Source organism: Bombella saccharophila, assembly GCF_026385475.1.
Taxonomy (GTDB): Bacteria; Pseudomonadota; Alphaproteobacteria; order Acetobacterales; family Acetobacteraceae; genus Bombella; species Bombella saccharophila.
The window spans coordinates 312,273-333,758 of the sequence record NZ_JANIDW010000003.1 but is presented as its reverse complement, the minus strand read 5'-3'; the positions used below and the strand labels follow the sequence as shown (position 1 = coordinate 333,758).

16 protein-coding genes are annotated in these 21,486 nt (G+C 54.0%); 9 read left to right on the top strand and 7 right to left on the bottom strand.

All coding sequences use genetic code 11. The annotated features are described in order from the left end of the window. Positions 1–3 precede the first annotated feature (3 nt). Genes NQF64_RS07630 through rsmA form a run of 5 tightly spaced genes read left to right on the top strand, consistent with a single transcriptional unit; the run spans position 4 to position 6,964 of the window. Positions 4–1,158 carry an LptF/LptG family permease gene (locus NQF64_RS07630; protein ID WP_266106974.1) on the top strand — a complete coding sequence of 385 codons (1,155 nt, stop codon included), beginning with the start codon at positions 4–6 and terminating at the stop codon, positions 1,156–1,158. 8 nt (positions 1,159–1,166) lie between these two features. After that, positions 1,167–2,288, top strand: coding sequence for an LPS export ABC transporter permease LptG (gene lptG, locus NQF64_RS07625; RefSeq protein WP_099026780.1), 1,122 nt, complete (start codon positions 1,167–1,169; stop codon positions 2,286–2,288). After that, positions 2,288–4,750, top strand: a complete 2,463-nt coding sequence (lptD, locus tag NQF64_RS07620) for an LPS assembly protein LptD (RefSeq protein ID WP_266106973.1) — start codon at positions 2,288–2,290, stop codon at positions 4,748–4,750. The genes lptG and lptD overlap by 1 nt, the downstream gene beginning before the upstream one ends. Positions 4,751–4,757: 7 nt before the next feature. Next, complete coding sequence (locus NQF64_RS07615; protein WP_099026782.1) at positions 4,758–6,122, top strand: peptidylprolyl isomerase; 1,365 nt, start codon at positions 4,758–4,760, stop codon at positions 6,120–6,122. Then, positions 6,122–6,964: a 16S rRNA (adenine(1518)-N(6)/adenine(1519)-N(6))-dimethyltransferase RsmA gene (gene rsmA / locus NQF64_RS07610; protein WP_266106972.1), complete on the top strand. Its 843-nt coding sequence runs from the start codon at positions 6,122–6,124 to the stop codon at positions 6,962–6,964. The genes NQF64_RS07615 and rsmA overlap by 1 nt, the downstream gene beginning before the upstream one ends. A gap of 15 nt (positions 6,965–6,979) precedes the next feature. On the opposite strand, the gene NQF64_RS07605 is transcribed toward rsmA, so the two are convergent. The 6 genes from NQF64_RS07605 to dnaG form a co-directional block, all read right to left on the bottom strand. Beyond that, the gene (locus tag NQF64_RS07605; protein WP_266106971.1) at positions 6,980–8,209 is read right to left on the bottom strand and encodes a class I SAM-dependent methyltransferase; all 1,230 of its coding nucleotides are present in this window, start codon (positions 8,207–8,209) and stop codon (positions 6,980–6,982) included. A 191-nt stretch (positions 8,210–8,400) separates the two neighbouring features. Then, positions 8,401–9,030, bottom strand: a complete 630-nt coding sequence (gene rplI / locus NQF64_RS07600; protein ID WP_099026785.1) for a 50S ribosomal protein L9 — start codon at positions 9,028–9,030, stop codon at positions 8,401–8,403. 10 nt (positions 9,031–9,040) lie between these two features. Next, positions 9,041–9,325, bottom strand: a complete 285-nt coding sequence (gene rpsR, locus NQF64_RS07595; RefSeq protein ID WP_099026786.1) for a 30S ribosomal protein S18 — start codon at positions 9,323–9,325, stop codon at positions 9,041–9,043. Positions 9,326–9,331: 6 nt separating this feature from the next. Then, positions 9,332–9,781, bottom strand: coding sequence for a 30S ribosomal protein S6 (rpsF, locus tag NQF64_RS07590; protein WP_099026787.1), 450 nt, complete (start codon positions 9,779–9,781; stop codon positions 9,332–9,334). A gap of 158 nt (positions 9,782–9,939) precedes the next feature. Then, on the bottom strand, positions 9,940–11,886 hold the full coding sequence (rpoD, locus tag NQF64_RS07585; protein WP_266106970.1) for an RNA polymerase sigma factor RpoD: 1,947 nt from the start codon (positions 11,884–11,886) through the stop codon (positions 9,940–9,942). 143 nt (positions 11,887–12,029) lie between these two features. Next, positions 12,030–13,886 carry a DNA primase gene (gene dnaG, locus NQF64_RS07580; protein ID WP_266106969.1) on the bottom strand — a complete coding sequence of 619 codons (1,857 nt, stop codon included), beginning with the start codon at positions 13,884–13,886 and terminating at the stop codon, positions 12,030–12,032. Positions 13,887–14,014: 128 nt separating this feature from the next. Here dnaG and NQF64_RS07575 point away from each other — a divergent pair, with 128 nt between their 5' ends. Both NQF64_RS07575 and NQF64_RS07570 read left to right on the top strand, forming a co-directional pair. After that, positions 14,015–14,953 carry a DMT family transporter gene (locus NQF64_RS07575; protein WP_266106968.1) on the top strand — a complete coding sequence of 313 codons (939 nt, stop codon included), beginning with the start codon at positions 14,015–14,017 and terminating at the stop codon, positions 14,951–14,953. 84 nt (positions 14,954–15,037) lie between these two features. Continuing rightward, entirely contained in the window at positions 15,038–15,991 is a 954-nt protein-coding gene (locus NQF64_RS07570) for a DMT family transporter (RefSeq protein ID WP_266106967.1), read from the top strand. A 64-nt stretch (positions 15,992–16,055) separates the two neighbouring features. On the opposite strand, the gene NQF64_RS07565 is transcribed toward NQF64_RS07570, so the two are convergent. Beyond that, on the bottom strand, positions 16,056–16,508 hold the full coding sequence (locus NQF64_RS07565) for a GatB/YqeY domain-containing protein (protein WP_099026792.1): 453 nt from the start codon (positions 16,506–16,508) through the stop codon (positions 16,056–16,058). Between the two features lie 222 nt (positions 16,509–16,730). On the opposite strand from NQF64_RS07565, the gene carA reads away from it, so the two are divergent. Beyond that, positions 16,731–18,110: a glutamine-hydrolyzing carbamoyl-phosphate synthase small subunit gene (gene carA, locus NQF64_RS07560; protein WP_266106966.1), complete on the top strand. Its 1,380-nt coding sequence runs from the start codon at positions 16,731–16,733 to the stop codon at positions 18,108–18,110. Between the two features lie 3 nt (positions 18,111–18,113). Then, positions 18,114–21,368: a carbamoyl-phosphate synthase large subunit gene (gene carB / locus NQF64_RS07555; protein WP_266106965.1), complete on the top strand. Its 3,255-nt coding sequence runs from the start codon at positions 18,114–18,116 to the stop codon at positions 21,366–21,368. The last annotated feature ends 118 nt before the right edge of the window (positions 21,369–21,486 follow it).

The window sequence follows — 21,486 nt, the reverse complement described above, 5'->3', positions numbered from 1 at the left end:
AACATGGCCCTACAGCACACTCCACCCCCCCTATTTCGCCATGTTACATCCTTAGCGTTGTTGGACCGCTACATCCTCCATCATCTCCTCATGGGGCTTATTGCCCTCACGGGCGGGGCCACAGCTTTAATCTGGCTAACACAATCGCTCCATTTTATCGGTATGGTGGTGCAACATGGGCTTTCCCTACTCGCCTTTTTGCATCTCACCCTCCTAATGGTGCCTTCCTTCATCAGTGTCATTCTCCCCGTCACGACATTTCTTATCACCTTATGGTTCTACCATCGGCTCGCAGGGGACCGGGAACTCACCGTCTTGCAGGCTATGGGCCTCTCCCCCCTCCGCCTCGCCCGGCCGGGACTAATTGGGGCGGGGCTGGCCTGCCTCACCGGGTACGGGCTTAGCCTTTGGGCCGCACCGATCGCTTATCATCACTTCCACCGCTATGAGCTAGAAATCCGCAATCGCGCAGCAGCTTTCTTGCTGGAGGAAGGCGTCTTTACCCCCGTAAGTAAGGGGATGACCGTATATATCCATGAACGCCGCAGCGATGATAGCTTTGGCGGCATTATGATTGAGGATGACCGTAACCCCGCTTATCCCGTCACTATTCTCGCTGAAGATGGCCTGACCACACCACAAGGCGACCTTTTACGCTTGGTCCTTCATAATGGGTCTCGCCATACGCTAAACCGCCATACAGGCCAGATCAGCACACTTTATTTCCAGCTCGAAACAGTCGATATTGGGTCTGCTCATCATCAAACCTTTGCCCCTGATGTCGCAGAGCTTCCCCTCTCGGCTCTCTTTTCCCCACAAGGTAATCTCTCCCGCCATAACCGTAATAAATTGCTCATTGAGGGTTGGACGCGCCTGACAAACCCGCTCGCTTGCCTCTCTTATGCTATGATAGCCCTCCTCTGCGTCTTACAAAGCCGCTTCAGCCGTCATGCGACATTCCTTCGCCCCACGCTCGCTGTCCTCATTGTGGTGTTATTGATGATTCTCTCCCTCATCCTAAAACATCTTGCAGAGGGAAATCCTGCTTTTGTGCCTCTTTTATGGGCTGAGGTTCTGCTCCCTAGCCTCATGGGCGGGGGAAGCCTCTTATGGGCGAGTATACGCCATAAAACCCCATCCACCTCCATGGCTAGGTAGGGCATTTTATGGTTCATACTGGTTTTTCCACCACATTAGCCCGTTATGTAGGGCGGGCATTTACCCTCACCACAATACTGACCCTATGCGCCCTCACCGGACTCATTTCCCTCTTTGATTTTATCGACCTCCTCCGCCGCGCCGCGGCCCACCCCGAGGCAGGCATACAACCTGTTCTACACATCGCCGCACTTCACATCCCTTATTACAGCCTCTACATCCTTCCCTTTGCCGTTTTATTGGGTGGGATGATCTGCTTCTCTCGCCTGGCGCGCTCCTCCGAGCTTGTGGTGACCCGTGCCGCTGGCCTCTCCGTATGGCAACTTCTCCTCAGCCCGAGCTTGTGTGCAGCCCTTTTGGGGGCCTTTATGAGTGCTGCTTTGTCGCCTCTATCCTCCGCAAGCTACCGCCATGCTGTCGCATTAGAGGCCCAGTGGCTACAAGGCCCTAACCCCCAGCCACGCACGCTCTTTACCGATTTATGGCTTCGCAGTAGCGATAATATTCCCGGCCTTGGGGGGGATATTATCTTCCATATCGGGACACTCCACCAACAAGATACTGTGTTGATAGCGCAACAGTTAACCATCTTCCGACTAGACCGCGCTATGAATCTTTTAGAGCGGATTGAAGCCCCAGAGGGCACCCTCTCCCATGGGTATTGGAGAGTCCATAACGCGCTTACCCTCTCTAATACGCGCATGCCTCATACACCGCATGACCTTACTTTACCGTCTGATTTTACACCAGAAACCCTCAATCGGCGGGCTATCCCTGCCGATACACTCTCGCTTTGGGCCCTGCCTCATATCATTAAATTGTTGCATCATTCCGGTTTTTCTACGATACCCTATCAACTCCACTTCCAGGGGCTTTTAGCCCTTCCTATGCTTGCAGTTACTATGGTGCTCGTTGCGGCCGGTTTTTCCATGCGTCCGGCAGGGCGTGGTGGCATTGCGCGAATGCTCGGCATTGGTGTAACAGCTGGTTTTGCCTTGTTTGCGGTTTCTAAAATCGCCGAACAATTGGGGAAGTCTGGAGCATTACCCCCGTTACCTGCTGCTTGGGCTCCAGCAGGTATAGGATTGTGTCTCGCTGCGGCCTTGTTGTTGCATTTGGAGGATGGCTGATGCCACTGTCTGTTGACTTTCCATTACGTGCTGGGCTGTTGCGTACCGCGCCACGACGTGTTGGAAAGCCCCGGTCACTGCTTAGCCAAGCTCTTGCAGGGAGTGCATTAGGGGCAATACTCCACGTTGCTCCCGCTCTAGCAACCCCAGCTCCTTATTCAACACAACCGCCCTCTCAAGAAGGGACATCTCCTGCCTCGGCCTCCCCTAGCAAGAGGACGGCACCACCTAATGCCCACCCCCTCCCTGCGGGGAAACAACCTGCCCTCTCCTCTAATGGGGGCGTATCGAACTCTGAGCCTGTTACCTACCTAGCAGACCATGAAAGTTACGATAAAACCGGTTTATTCGTCCTGCAAGGCAATGTCCGTATTTGGCAAGGTGGCCAAGCCCTCCGTGCCGATAAAGTCATTTATGACCGTGCGGCTGGCACGATCACGGCACTTCATCACGTCGCCCTTACTCAACCTGATGGCACCATCGCCTATACAGACCGCGCAGAATTCTCCCACGGGATGAAAGATGATGTCAGCTCCGCCTCTTATGCACGTATGCAAGGCAACGTCAAAATGTCCAGCAGTGGGATGCGACGTAGTAATGGGCGAATAACGGATTTTTCCAACGCTGTTTATACAGCTTGTCCTGTTTGTGCGCAGCACCCTGAGCGTCAACCCATCTGGTCCCTCACTGCACGCAATGTTACACAGGATAAAGATAACCAAAATCTTGAATTCAACCACGCATGGTTACGGATCCTAGGCTTCCCGGTCTTTTATTTCCCATATTTACCAATCACCGATCCAAGTTCGGACCGCCATAGCGGGTTGCTCAATTTTGATGTTAGACCTCATGACCATTATCTTGGTACGGTACTCAGTGTACCTTACTACTGGGTGATTGATGGCCATCAGGACGCTACCTTTACACCCCTCATAGGCACAAAATCTGGGCCACAATTAACAGCCAATTATCGTAATCGACTCAATAATGGTTATTTAAATTTCACCGGTAGTGTAGCCTACGATTCATTACGTAACGAGCCATTCTATAACGCCTTTGGTGAGCGCAGCTATGGCGGGAAAGAACATGGGGCCCAAGCCTATATTTCCAGCCAGGGGGAATTCAACCTCTCGCCACATTGGCGGGTTGGGTTTAATGCCAATCGCGCTACAGCTGCTAACTATATGCGCGATTACAGCGTCCCAGGTTATGGTAATGACACACTCAATACCAATGCCTATTTAGAAGGATTTGGTGTTGGCTCCTATCTGCGGTTGGATACGCAGATTTATCAAGGCCTTAACCAAGGTATTATTAATAATAAAGAACTCCCTTATTCTCTTCCACGCTTTACGTACGACTTCCAGGGAGAGCCAGATGCCCTTGGAGGGCGTCTTACAGTCCATACGACCGATTTTGTCATTCTACGCGATCGCGGTGCAAATGACCAACGTGGGGAACTCGCCCTCCAATGGGACCGCCCTTGGACCAATAACTGGGGCCAGCAATGGGTTCTAACCGCCCGTGTTGATTCTATGGTGTATCATGCCACACGTATGCACGAACAACCTCTCTATGAGGAATCCGGCTCGCATGTGAGTGGGCAAGTCCAACCAACCCTTGCATTAAAGATGAACTGGCCTTTCCTCCGCAGCTTTGCTAAAGGCCATGCTACGCAAATTTTTGAGCCTATTGTGCAGCTCATTGCCGCCCCCAATACAGGTAGTGCCCTACATCGGCAATTACCTAATGAGGATAGCTTCGCTTACGAATTTACCGATGCGACCCTTTTCTCCCTCAACCGTTACATGGGAACAGACAGGCTTGATGGTGGCTTACGCGCCAATGTTGGCTTACATCAGAATTGGAGCTGGAATGGCCGCTCTATCGATATGTTAATTGGGGAAAGCTTTATCCAGCATCCCACCCGTGGGGGGCCAGCTTATATGATGTATTCTGGCGTCAATCACACCTTCTCCGACCCTGTCGGTCGTATTCAAATGACCCCTTCACGTTATTTTGACGTAACGGCACGTGGGCGCTTTAATCCCTATAGCAAGCATTTTGACTATGGTGAGGGGCTCGTCTCTGCTGGCTTGCCCATCTTCCGCGTTATGGCTGGCTATGTTTATGAACCCAGAACAGCCTATTACTATTACTACACCCCGCGCACGAGCCGCATGGAGCATTCTCGCGTTAATAACCCCTTCCTTGGCAAAGTTAGCGAACTTAGCGGTGGTGTCACCGGGCGGTGGAGAGAATATTCCTTTGCCTACTATACCCGGCGCAGCATTGCCCGTAAGCAATTTGTGGCCAATGGGGGCACAGTCGGCTATTCTAACGACTGTCTCACCCTTAATATTTACGCATCACGTCAAAACACCTATATCGGCGGGCGGCGTCCTAATGTGACCGTTGGCTTCAGCGTCACGTTCAATTCTCTTGGTACCTTCGGAAACTAACTTCGTTATGGCTTTTTACTCTCGTTTTTCGCGTTTTGTTTTACTCTCTCTTCTTACCTCTGCAACCGCTCTAACTGGTAGTCAGGCCAGTGCAAAGTCGCACATACAAGCTGCACCTTCGCATCAAGACGCCGTATCCCCCACACTCGCCACGGAAGACCAAATTATTGCTATCGTGAATGGGGAAATCCTCACCCAACGCGATATTGAGGACCGGGCACGCCTTTTTGTTATCTCCACTGGCCTTGCTCCCAACCCCGATGTGATGGAACGCTTACGCGGGCAGCTCATCCAACAGCTCATTAACGAGCGGCTGAAAATGCAAGAAATCCTCCGCCGGCATATCAATGTCGAGCCGGAACAAATTGCTGAAGCCATCCGCACCATTGAGACACGCAATGGCATGCCAGAAAACGCCCTTCGCAACCGGCTTAAAGCTGATGGCGTATCGCTTACGACCTTAATCGACCAAATCCGCGTTCAAATTGGATGGATGCAAGTGCTGCGTGAAGAGCTAGGGGCTCGCAGCCGCGTTACACCACTGCAAATCACCCAGCGTGAGGAAGCCCTACAACGCGAGGCCGGACGCCCGCAATATCTCATCAGCGAGATCTTCGTCCCTGTAAATGACCCTCGCCATGACGCTACAGAGCTGGCCTTTACCCAAACCATCATCAACCAATTACGTAATGGGGCTCCATTTGCGATTGTAGCAGCGCAATTCTCCCAGGACCAATCCGCCCTACAAGGTGGCTCTCGCGGTTGGATGCAGGAAGATAATATCGAGCCAGAAGTCCTCCCTATCGTCCAGAAAATGCCGGAAAATGCTATCTCCAACCCTATTAAGGTACCGGGGGGCTATGAGATTGTCACCGTCCTTGCACGCCGGACAATTGGTAAGCAGATGGGCACAATCCTCAATATGAGGCAGGCTTTCTTCCCCTTCAGCACCCAACTGGACCCTTCCAACCCCACCGACCAGCAAAAACTCGCTCTACAAAAAGCGATTCATGAATCACAAACCATCAAAACATGTGAGGAGATGGAGGCACTCAACACCTCACTGGGCAATAGCCGCCCCAGTAACCCAGGTTTGCAAGTTGAGGAGCGTCTCGCCCCCCAGATGAAGGCCGTTGTCGATAAAATCGCCACAGGTCATACATCCCGCCCCCTCATCGCCCCAGATGGCATTGCCTTGCTCATGGTCTGCTCCCGCGAGCAACGCAACTTAGCCCAGCAAACTCCTGGTCAAATTGCGGACCAGTTGATGAATGAGCGTGTTGAACAAGCCTCCCAGCAGCTCCAACGCGCATTACGCCGGACAGCCATCATCAAAATCCGCCCGGCGGCTAAAACTGTTCTCACCCCTTGATGGCAGTACCAACCGCGCTCCCTTCCTTACGCGAGAGCATCCGCCATCATGGGTTGGATGCTCTTAAAGCGCTAGGGCAACATTTTTTGCTCGACCCAACCCTTTGTATGCGTATTGCCGCTTTGGGGGGTAATCTCGCCAAAACGCATATTATAGAGGTAGGCCCCGGCCCCGGCGGGCTGACCCGTGCATTGCTAGACTCCAACGCACAGAGTGTTCATGCTGTAGAGATTGACCGCCGCGCTTGGCCTCTCCTTGAAGAGCTACAGGCCCATTATCCTGAGCAGCTACATATTGTCCGGCAAGATGCCCTAAAGCTAGATGCTACCCAGCTTACCCCCGCACCACGGCAAATTATCGCTAACTTACCCTATAATGTCGCCACACCCCTTTTAGTAAATTGGCTACGCCAAGCCGCGCAATGGTCGCGCATGGTCTTGATGTTCCAAAAAGAGGTCGCAGAGCGCATTTGCGCCGCGCCGGGCAGTGCCGCTTATGGGCGGTTAGCCGTACTCGCCCAATGGTGCGCAGAATGTTCCATCGCGCTGACATTGCCGCCGGGGGCCTTCTCCCCCCCACCAAAGGTTCATTCTGCTGTGGCCCTCATCATCCCCCATGCTGAGCAGCCCGCACCCGCCCTTTTTAAAGCCATGGAGCAAGTAACGGCTGCCGCCTTCGGCCAACGGCGCAAAATGCTACGGGCGGCTCTTAAACCCATCAAAGGGAGCATCTTGCTAGAAGAAGCAGGCATCGACCCAACACGCCGGGCCGAAACCCTCACCATTGCTGAGTTTGACACACTCGCCCATTGCCATTTACGCCAGCAACAAGGCCCCTCCTAAACGGAGGGTACGCGCTTAAGCCTCGTCCTTTGCTCGCTGGGCTTGCTCGGCTGCAAACATATAATCCCGCGTAAGAGGCACGGCTTCAATATCCCGTGTGATTTGAAGTTGAAAGTTCATATGGCCTTGGATGCGGAAAGCAAGCTCACTGGCGAGCAAATAAAGCTCGAACATCCGCACAAAACGCTCATCATATAAGGCTCGCACTTTATCCTTATTCGCCTCGAAGCGCACACGCCAATGAGCGAGTGTTTTCGCATAGTGCAACCGCCAGACCTCACAATCTGTCAGCCACAAGCCTGTCTGCTCCAACGCGGCAAGCGTCTCGCTTAAAGCGGGAGAATAACCACCGGGGAAGATATATTTCGTAATCCACGGATTGGTCATACCCGGCCCATCCATCCGCCCGATGGAATGAATAACCGCAACACCTTCTGGTCGTAATAACCGCTTGATATGGTTGAAGAAGCTCTCGTACTGCCGTACCCCCACATGCTCGAACATCCCCACGGAGACGATACGATCAAACTGCCTATTCAGCGTCCGATAATCCAGCAGCTCGAAAGAGACCAAGCCCTCTAGCCCTTCATCTTTCGCCCGTTGCCGCGCTACTTGCAGTTGCTCGACTGAGAGGGTAATGCCCGTTACCTTCACACCATAATCACGCGCAAGCGTAAGGGCCATCCCACCCCAACCGCAGCCAATATCTAAGACCTCCAGCCCGGCATGATCGAGCTTCAATTTTGCGGCGATATGACGCTTCTTAGCAATTTGTGCGTCATCCAGCGACATGTCATCATGCTCGAAATAAGCGCAGGAATATTGCCGGTCTTTATCCAAAAACAGCTCATATAAGCTGCCATTAAGATCGTAATGATGCGCTACATTGGTGCGGGAGCGTTTTAGCGAATTAAGAGGGCGCAAAACGCGGCTAACATACCGCAATTTACCACTAATATCCTCACTTAATAGCCCGCCACGCTCGACATTAGGGATAAGTGTCCACAACACATCCTCAAGAGAACATCCATCGGGGACGACCGTCCCGTTCATATATTCTTCCCCGAAAGCCAAAGCTGGCTTCAAGGCTAAAGCACGTTCTGCCGCGGCTGATAAAATACGGATAGCGGATTCATGTCCAGGCTGCTTCCCTTGATAATGCTGCCTCGTTCCATCGCTATAAGTGACGCTCAAGCTCCCAAAATAGATGAACCGCTTTAGCAAGGCATCAAGAACCGACTTCATCGCGCTATTCCATCCCAATCCGGATCAAAACAGTTTTATTTTATAGGGACCTAATGGCCACCTCTAGATGTTAATATTTGCACAATATGGGGAGATAACAAGCCCCCCTTATCATCCCCGCGCACTAAAAAACCCGGCAGAGCATACTCCGCCGGGTTTCTATAAGGTCTCTTAAAAGAGCCGAAAGCCCATTAGCCCTCGTGACCTGTGCCCTCTGCCACTTCGCCTTGAGCAGCTTTAGCAGCAGCTTCGGCGGCCTCAGCGGCAGCTTCTTCAGCGGCTTGCTCGGCATGAAGCTCACCAAGGATATTATCCTCTTCCTCTTCCTGACCGATAACCTCACCGCGTGCCTGACGCTCCGCTTCCTCCTCAGAGCGTGCCACATTAACAGTCACCTGAATGGACACTTCTGGATGAAGGATAATGCGTGCCTCTACCAGGCCAAGCACCTTAATGGGCTCATCCAACACAACTTGCTGACGAGAAACCGTCAAACCAGCTGCTGTAGCGGCTGCTGCAATATCACGCGGGGTGACAGAGCCATAAAGGCTGCCACTATCACCTGCCTGACGGATCAACGTCACGCTCAAGCCGTGCATACGCTCGGAGAGACGCTCGGCCTCCTCACGCTTACGGATGTTCTGAGCTTCCAGCTGAGCGCGCTCTGTCTCAAAACGCGCACGGTTAGCCTCTGTTGCACGCAGAGCCTTGCCTTTAGGCAGAAGGAAGTTACGCGCATAACCTGGCTTCACATGGACGACATCGCCCATCTGGCCAAGATTTTCCACACGTTGAAGCAGAATCAATGATGTCTGGGACATGTCGCGCTCCTCAGTTTACAACATAGGGGAGCAGAGCGAGGAAGCGGGCGCGCTTAATCGCCTGCGCCAGTTCACGCTGCTTTTTAGCCGACACTGCCGTGATGCGGCTGGGGACAATCTTGCCACGCTCGGAAAGGAAGCGGCTGAGCAAGCGCACATCCTTATAATCGATCTTCGGTGCATTCGCCCCGGAGAATGGGCAGGATTTGCGACGACGGTAAAAAGGACGACGTGCCCCTACAGCCAGACGACGTGTAGCGGGATTGACAGATTGTGTCGTGTTTGTCTCTGACATGCTCTCTTACTCCGCTTCATCCACGTGATCACGCGTCTCGGAAGACTCGTTCTGACGACGGCCGCCACGGCCACTCTCATAACGGCCACCACTGCGGGAACCCCCACGGGACCCACGCTCACCACCGCGATCATCCTTGCGGGACAAAATCGGAGACGGTGTCTCGTCAATCTCATCCACACGCAGCGTCATCAGGCGGAGAACATCCTCATTCAGGCCCATTTGGCGTGTCAGCTCATTCATCGCCTCAACCGGGGCTTCAATCCCCAGCAGGACGTAATGGCCCTTACGGTTCTTCTTGATACGATAAGCCAGGGTCCGCAGGCCCCAGAACTCACGCTTGCGGATAGTGCCGCCATGCTCGCCAAGAAGTGTGGAGATGGTCTCGACCAAGGCTTCAACCTGAGCCTGAGAGACATCATTACGTGCAATCAGCACGGTCTCATAAAGTGGCATGAAAACTCCCTTCGGATAAGGTCAACCCGGACCAACCCAGTGCTGGCCTGAACACATCACCCCCATAGGCAATGCCGGGTATAGCCGTTGCGCCGCCATAGCGCACGGCAGGGAAAGCGGCCTTAGATCATAAAAACCGCTTAAAAGCAAGACGTCACTTAATCATCCAAGAAGGAACGGAGTTTACGGCTACGGCTTGGATGTTTGAGCTTACGCAGAGCTTTCGCCTCAATTTGACGGATACGCTCGCGCGTCACGTTGAACTGCTGGCCGACTTCTTCCAACGTATGATCGGTGTTCATACCAATACCGAAGCGCATACGCAGCACACGTTCCTCACGCGGGGTCAAAGATGCCAGAACGCGCGTTGTGGCCTCCCGCAAGTTTGTTTGAATCGCGGCATCTAGCGGGATAACGGCTGTTTTATCCTCAATAAAATCACCGAGATGGCTATCTTCCTCATCCCCAATGGGGGTCTCAAGAGAAATCGGCTCTTTAGCGATCTTGAGGACCTTCCGCACCTTCTCCAGCGGCATACCGAGCTTCTCGGCTAATTCCTCCGGGGCAGGCTCACGGCCAATCTCATGGAGCATCTGCCGTGATGTCCGCACCAATTTGTTGATCGTCTCAATCATATGAACGGGGATGCGGATGGTCTTGGCTTGGTCAGCAATAGAGCGTGTAATCGCCTGCCGAATCCACCATGTTGCATAGGTGGAGAACTTATAACCACGGCGATATTCAAACTTATCAACCGCCTTCATCAGCCCGATATTGCCTTCCTGAATCAAATCCAAGAACTGCAACCCACGATTTGTATATTTCTTGGCAATCGAAATCACCAAACGCAGGTTAGCCTCAATCATCTCCTTCTTCGCACGGGTGGAATCACGCTCCCCACGCGAAATGGTTTGATAAACGAGGCGGAACTCATCAACAGGTAATCCTGCCTCCTTTGAGAGAGCAGCGACTTCCTCACGCATTTTCTCCAACGCGGGGAGATGCTTGCCTGTCAGGGTTTTCCATCCCTTACCGGTAAGCTGGCAAATCCCTTCAATCCAATCTGGAGCTAACTCCTGATGACGGTATTGATTCATAAAATCTTCACGCGGAATTTTACAAGTCTCCGCCAAACGCAGCATCCGCCCCTCAACGGTGTTCAGCCGCTGCACATGCGCTTTAAGAGATTGGACGAGCTCCTCAATGCGATTGTTATGCAGATGCATCCGCTCCACAAGGGCGACAAGCTCTGTCCGCAATGCATTATATTTTTTCTCATCTGTATCGGATGCTTCACGCCCTTCCATCAAAGCAGCAAGACGTTGGCTCTGCATCTTAATAAGTTTTTGGTAGAGAGGCTCAAATGCTTCAAACATCAGCATAATATCGGGGCGAAGCTTTTCCTCTAATGCGGAAAGGGACAAGCCACTCCCCTCATTACCACTTCCTTCCCCCTCATTATCCTCAGCATCATCATCGGACTCATCCTCTTCCTCTGATGCTAAATCCTCCATCTCTTCAGGAGATTCAGGGTCACTTTGACTCGCCTCAAGATCAATCACTTCACGTAGCAGCAGGGTTTCATTTTTAAGCTGCTCGTACCATCCCAAAATAGATTGGAAGGTCAGCGGGCTACGACATAACCCACCGATCATCTCCCCACGCCCAGCCTCAATGCGCTTGGCAATGGCGATCTCCCCCTCGCGAGAGAGCAGCTCCACAGCCCCCATCTCGCGCAGATACATCCGCACGGGGTCATCGGTACGGCTTGCTGCTACGGCATCAATATTACCGCCTGCATTTTCATCTTCTGATGAATCTTCATTAGCGGACTGCTCTTCCTCCTCCCCGCTACCATCTTCATCCTTATCCGCACTCTCCACAACCTGAATCCCCATCTCGGAGAAGGCGGCCATAATATCCTCAATCTGCTCGGAGGACATCTTATCTTGAGGGAGGACAGCGTTAAGCTCATCAAATGTAATATGCCCGCCAGCACGTCCTTTGGCGATCAGCTTCTTAACAGCAGCAGACTGCACATCAAGCGGAGAGCTATCCGGCTCTGGTGCATTCCGGTCTGATCCAGAGGCTGATTTGATGGCCATGCGTCTCTCCGTTAACTTTGCTCAAAAGCCACTACTAGGGGCAGCATGGAATTGGTTAATCCTGCCCCCCAAGTCAAGGACTGATATGTGAGAAACTTACGATTCCCTTGTTTTAGTTATAGGAATAGCACTATCTTTAGGCCCTACTCACCTACATCTCCCTCTAGCATAGGCTTTTCTCCCTGGCGTAAGGCAAAAAGCACATCCTGCCGTGCTTTCATAGCGGCAAGACGGGCTCGCTGTGTTGCTTCATCCGAGTCGGCAGGCGCGCTAAACAAAAACTCCACTGTTTTGCGGACTTCCTCCTCTACATTCTCTTGTAGGGATTTTAAATTTTCCAACGCGTAAAAATGCCACCAAAGCTTCATAGCCATCTGTAAGCGGTCCTCCCCCTCCGCAACCTTAACCTGCCGGGGCATGGGACTATCATGCAGCTGGGTGACCATCTCGGTTAAACCATGCTCATCCATCCATTGCTGACATGCCGCTGCTGTAAGAGGGCCTGTCCATTCATCCATCCAACTAAGCAAGGCTGTCCGAATCTTCGCCAAAGCAGGCGGAAGCAAGAGCGCATTATAATCCCTATCCACCCCTGGGAGAATCTCTGGATATTGCAAAAGGAGGGCGGTTAATAAATTAAGCCGCTCTTTGCTGCCCGCCTCTACCTGCCGCTCCCCCGCTATGGGGACGACAGATGTATACTCCGTACTACGTTGCCCATACCCGCCACGCCCGCCTCTAACGCGGCGATAGCGTGCAAAAAACATCTCGCTAAAGGTGCTACGATATTCACCAGCGAGCAATTTATCAGGGATCATCCGCGCGAGAGCATATAGCTTCTCCCGCAAAGCGGCGCGGCGTTCTGGCGTGGGGTTGCTCTCCTGCGCCGTAAGCAGGCTGAACAATTCCTCCTCCATAGGGCGGGCTTGAGCGAGACGCGCTTCCATCCCCTTTGCGCCCTCGCGCTGGATGAGGGAGTCCGGGTCATCCCCCCCATCTAAGCGGCAAAAGCGCACTGTTCGCCCTATTTTGAGCAAAGGTAAGGCCACCTCGCAAGAACGCAAGGCGGCACGTTGGCCTGCACCATCACCATCAAAACAGATGATAGGCCCATCGGTCATCCGCCAGAGGAGTTCCATCTGCTCCTCTCCCAAGGCTGTGCCTAAGGGAGCTACGGCCCCCCCAAAGCCAGCCTGTGCCATCGCGATGACATCCATATAGCCTTCCACCACAACGGCCTTAGCCCCTTTATGAATGGCTTGGCGGGCTTGGTCGATGTTAAAAAGCGTCCGCCTTTTGGAGAAAATATCCGTCTCCGGCCCATTCAGATATTTGGGTTGCCCATCCCCCAGCACACGCCCCCCAAAGGAGATGATGCGCCCCTTCCGGTCCCGAATGGGGAACATCACACGGTTAAAGAACAATTCTCCCTTAGGACGCCCTGCCTCATCCACCCGCATAAGCCCGACCTGCACCAGCGTCTCTGCTGTGATACTCTGCGCGGCTAACGCATTGAGAAGAGACCGCCCATCACCAGACCAGCCAAGGCCAAAACGCTCCAGCGTCTCCGCGCTCAACCCGCGTTTTTGTAGATAATCGAGCCCAGCCCGCCCTTCTGGCTGGTAGAGCCTGCGGCGATAAATGGCTTGTACAGCTTCCATCACATCATAAAGCGTTTGCCTGACGCGGGCTTTTTCCACCTGTTGGGGGTCATCAGCGGGGATGTCCATCCCCGCCTCCCCTGCGAGACGTTCTACCGCCTCACGAAAATTAGCCCCCTCACTTTGCATGACATAAGTTATCGCATCGCCATGTGCGCCACAGCCAAAGCAATGATAATGGTCGTCATAAATATATAGGGATGGCGTTTTCTCACCATGAAAAGGGCAGCATGCCTTCCAATTCCGCCCAGAGCGGACAAGCTTATTCCGCCGGCTAAAAAGTGACGTAAGGGATGTACGCTGGCGCAGCTCATCCAAAAATGCAGTATCTAAAGCCATAGCACTACTCTGACATCCCCCCCCTTAAAAGGGAAGATACCTCCCGATTCCCCCTTGACGAAAGCCGCCAGAGCCTCAACACACAAAGGCATCTTTTCAGTTCTTCCAAAGCAAAGAGCGGGCCTTTTATGACACGTTCCACAATCAGCGGTATTGCATGCGGTGCAGCAGCAGGGGCCTTATGGGGCCTCTCCCTCCTCGCGCCAGAACTTATTGGCTCCTTTGCTCCGCTCCAACTCGCCTCGGTGCGGTTTGTCACATATGGGGTGATTGCCCTGTTCTTGCTGGCCCCACGCTTAAAGACGCTCCTCCCCCATCTTGGCAAAGTGGAGTGGCTCGGGCTGCTGGGCCTTAGCCTGATGGGCAATATCATTTATTATAGCCTGCTCAGCACAGCCGTGCAGCTTTGCGGGGTGGCGATGCCGTCCCTTATTGTCGGCTTCATCCCTGTAACAGTTACAGTCGTAGGGGCCTTGCGAGCGGATTCCGCCTTGCATATTCGCCAGCTTATCCCCTCTATGCTGCTCAGTGCGGGGGGGATTATCTGCATTGCGTGGCAGAACTTCCATAACGCCTCTCCTCAGCATCATAGTAGTTTATGGCTTCAGCTTGGCGGGTTGCTTATGGCAACAGCGGCATTGCTAAGCTGGACAGGCTTTGTTGTTAAAAACGCTAATTGGCTCAAACGCATTGCCCCGCTCTCCCATAATGATTGGAACCTCCTCACCGGTCTCGTCACTGGCGGGCTAGCGTTGCTGATGCTCCCACTTGCCTTCCTTCTGCCCCATCATCTGCCAGTGGAAGGCTGGGGGCGTTTCTTCCTCATTGCGTGTGGGATGGGCTTATTGGCCTCCGTCGTCGCCAATGCGTTTTGGAACAATATGACACGCTTGCTGCCCCTCACCATGGTAGGGCAGATGATCCTTTTTGAGACACTCTTTTCCCTCTTTTACGGCTTCCTTTGGGAGCAGCGTTTCCCCACCTTGTTGGAGAGCTGTGCCATTATTCTGGCCATTAGTGGGGTCATCTCCTGCGTGCGTGCCCATGGCCCTGCTAAACATGGGTAAATCACACCACCCCTCTTGACGCAGAATACCCATTACGACAACACAAGCCCAACTCACATATTAACAACATAACCACGAGCCTGCATGACACGGTCCATTCTCATTGGCACCGCCTATGGTGCCATGGCAGGAGCCTTCTGGGGTATTACCTTCCTTGCCCCGGAGCTTGTCGCTCCCTTCACGCCCTTCCAACTGGCAACATTACGTTATCTAACCTTCGGGATCGTCTCCTTGCTCATCCTGCTCCCACGGCTGGGTAAGCTGCTCCCTTACATTAACGGGGCGGCATTTCGGGCTCTTGTGCTGCTCGCGATACTCGGCAGCGTGGGCTATTACAGCATGATGGGTGTCGCCATTCAGCTTAGTGGCGTGGCAATGCCCTCTCTCATCATCGGCTTTATCCCTGTAACGGTAACATTAGCCGGTATCTGCCGCCATAATGCTGTAGTCACACTCCGCCAGCTTATCCCCTCCATCCTGCTCAGCACGGCGGGCATCCTCTGCATCTCATGGCAGAACTTCTTCATCGGCTCCGCCTTGCATCATACCGGCCCCCTCCTTCAAGCTGTCGGCTTGCTCATGGCTATTGGCTCCCTGCTGGGTTGGACGCTGTTTAATGTCATTAATTCCGACTGGCTGAAAAAACTTGAGCATATTACGAGTGATGAATGGAACTTACTGACCGGCGTGGTCGCTGGGGCACTCTCGCTCCTCATCCTTCTGCCTGCGGCCTTCTTCTGGCCTGCTCATTTACCGACAACAGGTTGGGTGCGCTTCTTCCTCATTTCCTGCGGTGTAGGGTTGTTCTCCTCCACCATTGCCAATGCGTTCTGGAACCGCATGACCCATCTGCTCCCCCTCACCATGGTAGGCCAGATGATTCTTTTTGAGACATTATTCTCGCTCATCTATGGCTTCTTATGGGAGCAACGCCTGCCCACCCTATGGGAAGCAGCGGCCTTCCTACTCTCTGTCAGCGGGGTTCTGGCATGCGTCCGAGCGCATAAGAACAACGAAGCGTCCCACTCCTACCACTGATAAACACATCCCCGCCCGCTATGGACGGACGGGGATGTAAAAACGCCTATAAAGGGCAAAGTTCTCAGCCTAAATGAGCCTTAACAAGGCCGCTGGCCCGGCCCGCATCCAAAGCCGCGCCGAAACGGCTTTTCAACACGCCCATAACCTTGCCCATATCCTTCATGCTTTGAGCATCTGTTGCCTTCACGGCCTCAACAATCGCAGCTTTGAGGGCATCTTCTGACAATTCAGCAGGGAGGTAAGAGCGAATCGTCTCAATTTCGGCTTCCTCCTTTGCGGCAAGTTCTGGGCGGTTGCCTTGATGATACATCGCTGCGGACTCCGTGCGTGTCTTAATCATAGAGCGCAACGCCAGAAGAATATCATCCTCGCTCACCTCGCCGCTTTTGGCACGAGCAGCGACATCGAGGTCCTTAATCTTGGCAGAAATGGCCCGAATCTGCGCCACACGCTCAGACTGGCCAGCCTTCATCGCGGCTTTGAGATCATCCATGATACGGGTACGAAGTGTCATGATGGTCCTCTTTCTCTTATGGGTTTATAGTCACCCTAGGGGGGTGTTAACTGGTAACAGCCCCGCCTCTTCCTGTCGATAAGAAGGATAAATGGGAGAAAACTTCCCAAAATGATATAAACCCCACCAATTGCCCTCATAATGGGAAAAAACTTCCCATTACGCTCCACCTCGCTTATCATATACCCATAACGCGCAAGGCATGTGCCGGAGTATCAACGCATGAACATCGATTCACTCATCACAAAAGCGGGCGGTGCGGCTGAAATTGCCCAGCTTACAGGTGTCACGACCGAGGCCGTGCGCAAATGGCGGCAAGCTGGTATGGTACCTACCAAGCATTGGCCTGCCCTGCTCCATGTGCCGGGGATCACCCTAGCCGACCTAAATGAGACCTCCGAGGAGACATCCGCCATGACCCATCCGACTGATGATACACCTCCAAAAGGGGCAACAGCCGTCCTCGTACTAGCAGATGGCTCCCATTTCTGGGGCCGTGGCTTTGGGGCTTTTAATAAGGGTGCCGTAGGGGAACTCTGCTTCTCCACCGGGATGACGGGGTACCAAGAAACATTGACGGACCCCTCCTTTGCCGGTCAAATCATCACCTTCACCTTCCCTCATATTGGTAATGTCGGCACAAATGGGGATGATGATGAAGCCCCTACCATGGCAGCCCTCGGCCTTGTGGTAAAGGAAGATGTTACCGCTCCGGCAAATTGGCGGTCCACTCAAGCGTTACAAGAGTGGTTAAAAACCCATAAGCGCGCTGGCATTAGTGGGGTCGATACACGCGGTATTACACGGCTATTGCGGGATAAAGGGCCACAAAATGCCCTGCTCTTTTACCCAAAAGATGGCCAATTTGACCTCGCCTCTCTCCGCAAAAAAGCCGCAGAATGGCCCGGCTTGGAGGGGATGGACCTTGTAAAGGAAGTCGCCCAACCCGCACGCAGCTGGACGAAAACCACATGGCACAATACCCGGCCAGAACGCGCCGTAAAACGCCGTGTCGTGGCTCTGGATTACGGCGCGAAGGATAACATCCTCCGCAGCCTCGTAGCCGCTGGCTGTGAGGTGCATGTCCTCCCCGGCACGGCCACGGGTGAGGAAATCCTGGCCTTAAAACCTGAAGGCGTCTTTCTCTCCAATGGTCCGGCAGACCCCGCCGCTACGGCTGTTTATGCTGTCCCGGCCATCCAAGCGGTGATGGAAGCTGATATTCCTGTCTTTGGGATTTGCTTAGGCCATCAGCTCCTCGCCCGTGCTTTGGGCGGGACGACTTATAAGCTAGAGCGTGGCCATCGTGGGGCTAATCAACCAGTTAAGGACCTCACAACGGGCCGGGTAGAAATCACCAGCCAGAATCACGGCTTCGCTGTGGATGAGAAATCCCTACCCGATACAGTGAAGGTGACGCATGTCAGCTTGTTTGATGGCTCTAATGAAGGGCTAGCCTCCACTGTGAAGGAAGCCTTCTCCGTCCAATATCACCCAGAGGCCAGCCCCGGCCCGACTGATAGTTTTTACCTCTTTGAGCGGTTTGTCGCTGTGATGGACCGCCGCGCCGCAGCCCGCACAACCAGCAAGGCAGGAGCCTGAACCATGCCCAAACGCACAGATATCCGCTCCATCCTCATCATTGGTGCTGGTCCGATTGTCATCGGGCAGGCTTGTGAGTTCGACTATTCCGGCGCGCAGGCCTGTAAGGCCCTCAAGGAGGAAGGCTATCGCGTCATCCTGCTAAACTCCAACCCCGCCACCATCATGACCGACCCCGGCTTGGCCGATGCGACTTACATCGAGCCTATCACGCCAGAGTTTGTTGAGCGCATCATCCTCAAAGAAAAGCCCGATGCCATCCTCCCCACTATGGGCGGCCAAACGGCCCTCAATGCGGCGATGGCGTTAGATAAATCCGGCTTCCTTACCAAGCATAAGGTGGAGCTGATTGGTGCGCGGGCTGATGTGATTGACCGTGCTGAGGACCGCCTAAAGTTCCGTGAGGCCATGGATGCTATCGGGGTGGAAAGCCCCCGCAGTGCCATTGCCCACACGCTGGATGAGGCTCGTACGGCTCTGGAGCATATCGGCTTACCGGCCATCATTCGCCCCTCCTTCACCATGGGCGGCTCTGGCGGCGGGATTGCCTATAATCGTGAGGAATTCTCCCAAATTGTCGCGAGCGGTTTGGACGCCTCCCCTACCACTGAGGTGCTGATTGAAGAATCCGTCATCGGGTGGAAAGAATATGAGATGGAGGTCGTCCGTGACGTAGCCGATAACTGCATCATCGTCTGCTCCATCGAGAATATCGACCCGATGGGCGTCCATACGGGGGATTCCATCACCGTTGCCCCAGCTATGACGCTGACGGATAAAGAATATCAACGCATGCGTGATGTCTCCATCGCCTGCTTGCGGGCCATTGGGGTGGAGACGGGTGGCTCTAATGTGCAGTTCGGCGTGAACCCGAAAGATGGCCGCATGGTCGTCATTGAGATGAACCCCCGTGTATCGCGCTCCTCTGCTCTGGCTTCTAAAGCCACCGGCTTCCCGATTGCTAAAATCGCAGCCAAACTTGCCGTTGGCTATACGCTTGATGAGTTAACAAACGACATCACCGGCACCATCCCCGCCAGCTTCGAGCCGACCATCGATTATGTCGTAACAAAAATTCCACGCTTCACCTTCGAGAAGTTCCCCAGCACGCCAGCTCTACTCTCCACCTCTATGAAGTCCGTTGGGGAAGCCATGGCTGTGGGGCGTAGCTTTGCAGAATCCCTCCAAAAAGGTCTGCGCTCTATGGAGACAGGCCTAACAGGTCTCGACCCTGTGGAAGCCCCCGGTGATGGCTCCCCAGATGCTTACCGCGCTGCTCTCTCCGAGCCACGGCCGGAGCGCATCCTCATGGCAGCGCAGGCCTTCCGGGCTGGGCTTTCGTTAGAGGATATTCAAAAGGCGTGCCATTTTGAGCCATGGTTCCTCCGCCAGCTAGAAGCCATCATCGCAACGGAACGTGACATCGAAGCAAACGGCTTGCCACAAGAGACCATCGCCCTACGGCAGGTCAAAGCGCAAGGCTTCTCCGACCGGCAACTTGCACGCCTCAGCGGCAAAAGCGTAGAGGATGTTACCGCCCTGCGCAGCAAGCTCGGCGTGTTGCCCGTTTATCGGCGGATTGACACCTGCGCGGCGGAGTTCTCCTCCGACACGCCCTATCTATACTCCACCTATGAAGGCGGCTTCGGCACGCCGGAATGCGAAAGCCGCCCAACTGACAAAAAGAAGATTGTCATCCTCGGTGGTGGCCCCAACCGTATTGGGCAGGGTATTGAGTTCGACTATTGCTGCGTCCATGCCGCTTACGCCCTGCGGGAAGCTGGCTTTGAGACCATCATGGTCAACTGCAACCCGGAGACCGTCTCCACCGATTACGATACGTCCGACCGCCTCTATTTCGAGCCGCTGACGGCTGAAGATGTCATCAGCCTTGTAAAAACGGAAATGACGAACGGCACCGTTCTGGGCTGCATCGTGCAATATGGGGGGCAGACCCCCCTTAAACTCTCCCGCGCGTTGGAGAAAGCCGGCATCACCCTCCTCGGTACTCCCGCAGATGCGATTGACCGGGCCGAGGACCGGGAACGCTTCCAAGCTATGCTCCGCAAGCTGGGCCTACGCCAGCCGCGCAACGGCATCGCCCGCAATCCTGATGAAGCTTTGAAGATTGCTGAGGAGGTCGGCTATCCCGTCGTGGCGCGTCCATCTTATGTATTAGGTGGCCGTGCGATGGAGATTGTTTATGACAAGGCAGGCCTCTCCCATTATCTCAACACCGTGCTACGCGCTGCGGGCGAGGAAGTCGCTACGGGGCCTGTCCTGTTAGACCATTACCTCAATGACGCCATCGAAGCTGATGTGGACTGCATTGCCGATGGGCAAGATGTTTATGTCGCCGGAGTGATGGAGCATATTGAGGAAGCCGGGATTCATTCCGGTGATTCTGCCTGCTCATTGCCGCCCTATACCCTCTCCCCCGCTCTCGTCACCGAGTTGCGGGAACAAACTGAAGCCATGGCGCGTGAGCTCGGCATCCGTGGGCTGATGAATGTGCAATTCGCCATCAAGGATGATGAAGTCTTTGTGCTAGAGGTCAATCCGCGCGCCTCCCGTACTGTGCCCTTCGTGGCTAAGGCCACAGGTGTGCCTGTCGCTAAGATTGGTGCGCGCATCATGGCTGGGGCAAAATTAGCCGACTTCCCGCTTGAGGGCCGCTCCGTCGCCCCGCATGTTGCGGTGAAAGAAGCTGTGTTCCCCTTCAGCCGCTTCTCTGGGGTTGATACCATCCTTGGGCCAGAGATGCGCTCTACGGGGGAGGTCATGGGGCTGGATGCTAACTTCGAGATGGCCTTTGCTAAAGCACAGCTTGCCGCTGGGGTAAATCTCCCACGGGAGGGGGCGGTGTTCCTCTCCGTACGGGAGAGTGATAAAGCCCATGTGCAGCCGCTTGCGCGTAAATTGGTGGAGATGGGCTTTACCATCCTTGCCACACGCGGCACGGCAGACCGCTTAAAAGAAGCTGGCATCCCCGTTACACAGGTTAATAAAGTGTTGGAGGGCCGCCCTCATTGTGTGGATGCCATCCACTCTAACGAGGTGCAAATGGTCATCAATACCGCACAAGGTGGGCAATCCGTGCGCGATAGCTTCGACATCCGCCGCTCGGCCTTGACGATGAACATCCCCCACTACACCACCATCGCGGGGGCGCGGGCAGCAACCTATGCTATTTCCGTCCTAAAACAGAAGGAAGCTGATGTAGCCCCGCTGCAATCTTACTTCCATAGCAGCTTTTAATCGCAAGAGAAGGCTTGCAGCACGCCCGCCCTGCTGTTTATCCTACCTCTTACAGCGTACACCGCCCCTTTCCTCCCGCGTGATGGAAGGGGCGGTGTGCCATTCATTGTAAATTGAC